Annotated in this window: 2 rRNA genes; both read right to left on the bottom strand. The window is 54.4% G+C overall.

Annotation, left to right across the window (positions count from 1 at the left end):
* Window positions 1-17: 17 nt before the first annotated feature.
* Window positions 18-132, bottom strand: a 5S ribosomal RNA gene (gene rrf, locus M0654_RS22460).
* Between the two features lie 273 nt (window positions 133-405).
* Window positions 406-2,563: ribosomal RNA gene (locus M0654_RS22465) — 23S ribosomal RNA — on the bottom strand; the annotation flags it as partial.

Below are 2,563 nucleotides of genomic sequence, written 5' to 3' on the forward strand. Positions count from 1 at the left end.
GGCATTGCCTTTAATAGACCTGGCAGCGACCTACTCTCCCGCGTCTTGAGACGAAGTACCATTGGCGCTGGGGCGTTTCACGGCCGTGTTCGGAATGGGAACGGGTGCGGCCGCCCCGCCATGACCACCAGGTCAATTAAGGGCAATGAACCAACATTTCTGTTGGCATGTGTTGAGAAGCTGGATTTTGGATCATCGCCTGATCTTGTCCTGGCGGGCTGATCGCAGCCTGCCGGCTGCTGCCCTGCGGACGGCCCGCCAAACGCTTGGCGACGGCCTTTGGCCTGTATGGCTGCCCGGCGCTCTGTTGAGCAAGGGAGCCAGACAAGCTGGCGATGGTCTTGATTGAACACGTCTGGCTTCATCGTCGCGTCTTGCGACGCGTGATGAGCATGGTCAATGGGAACGATGAAGTCGATCGGGCTATTAGTACCGGTAAGCTTCATGCATTGCTGCACGTCCACACCCGGCCTATCAACGTGGTCGTCTTCCACGGCCCTGATAGGGAATACTCGTTTTCAGGTTGGTTTCCCGCTTAGATGCCTTCAGCGGTTATCCATTCCATATATAGCTACCCTGCTATGCCCTTGGCAGGACAACAGGTCCACCAGAGATATGTCCATCCCGGTCCTCTCGTACTAGGGACAGATCCTGTCAATATTCCTACACCCACGGCAGATAGGGACCGAACTGTCTCACGACGTTCTGAACCCAGCTCACGTACCGCTTTAATTGGCGAACAGCCAAACCCTTGGGACCTGCTCCAGCCCCAGGATGCGATGAGCCGACATCGAGGTGCCAAACAACCCCGTCGATATGGACTCTTGGGGGTCATCAGCCTGTTATCCCCGGCGTACCTTTTATCCGTTGAGCGATGGCCCTTCCACGCGGGACCACCGGATCACTATGACCGACTTTCGTCTCTGCTCGACTTGTCAGTCTCGCAGTCAGGCGGGCTTATGCCATTGCACTCGACGACCGATTTCCGACCGGTCTGAGCCCACCATCGCGCGCCTCCGTTACTCTTTCGGAGGCGACCGCCCCAGTCAAACTACCCACCATACACTGTCCCGGATCCGGATAACGGACCGCGGTTAGACATCCATGACGATAAGGGTGGTATTTCAAGGATGGCTCCACGAGAACTGGCGTCCCCGCTTCAAAGCCTACCACCTATCCTACACATGCCGACACGAATGCCAGTGTAAAGCTATAGTAAAGGTGCACGGGGTCTTTCCGTCTAACCGCAGGAACCCCGCATCTTCACGGGGAATTCAATTTCACTGAGTCTATGTTGGAGACAGCGGGGAAGTCGTTACGCCATTCGTGCAGGTCGGAACTTACCCGACAAGGAATTTCGCTACCTTAGGACCGTTATAGTTACGGCCGCCGTTTACTGGGGCTTCGATTCAAAGCTTGCACCTCTCCTCTTAACCTTCCAGCACCGGGCAGGCGTCAGACCCTATACGTCGTCTTTAGACTTCGCAGAGCCCTGTGTTTTTGATAAACAGTCGCTACCCCCTGGTCTGTGCCACCCCTTCATACTTGCGTAAAAAGGGGTCACGCTTCTTCCGAAGTTACGCGTGCAATTTGCCGAGTTCCTTCAACATAGTTCTCTCAAGCGCCTTGGTATACTCTACCTGACCACCTGTGTCGGTTTCGGGTACGGTCTGTACGGTGGAGCTATTTCCTGGAACCGCTTCCCCGCCCACTCAATCCAATAAGAGTGAACAAGTTACGCAATCCGTCACTACCACCAGGCCCACGAATATTAACGTGGTTCCCATCACCTACGCGTTTCCGCCTCGGCTTAGGGGCCGGCTAACCCTGCTCAGATTAACTTTAAGCAGGAACCCTTGGTCTTTCGGCGAGAGGGTCTCTCACCCTCTTTATCGTTACTCATGTCAACATTCGCACTTCCGATATCTCCAGCACTCCTCACGGATATGCCTTCACAGACTTACGGAACGCTCCGCTACCACTTGAGCATAAGCTCAAATCCTCAGCTTCGGTGCATGGCTTTAGCCCCGTTACATTTTCGGCGCAAAGACCCTTATTTAGACCAGTGAGCTGTTACGCTTTCTTTAAATGATGGCTGCTTCTAAGCCAACATCCTGGTTGTTTTGGGATCCTCACATCCTTTCCCACTTAGCCATGACTTGGGGACCTTAGCTGGAGGTCAGGGTTGTTGCCCTCTTCACGACGGACGTTAGCACCCGCCGTGTGTCTGCCGACTAGTACTCCTCGGTATTCGGAGTTTGGTTAGGATCAGTAAGACGGTGAGTCCCCATAGCCCATCCAGTGCTCTACCCCCGAGGGTATTCGGTCGACGCTCTACCTAAATAGATTTCGCGGAGAACCAGCTATCTCCGAGTTTGATTGGCCTTTCACCCCTAGCCACAAGTCATCCCAATCTATTGCAACAGATGCGGGTTCGGTCCTCCAGTTGGTGTTACCCAACCTTCAACCTGCTCATGGCTAGATCACTCGGTTTCGGGTCTAATGCAACTAACTCATTCGCCCTGTTCAGACTCGCTTTCGCTGCGCCTACACCTACCGGCTT

It is taken from the genome of Neorhizobium turbinariae, from assembly GCF_023223505.1.
In the GTDB taxonomy this organism is placed as follows: domain Bacteria; phylum Pseudomonadota; class Alphaproteobacteria; order Rhizobiales; family Rhizobiaceae; genus Neorhizobium; species Neorhizobium turbinariae.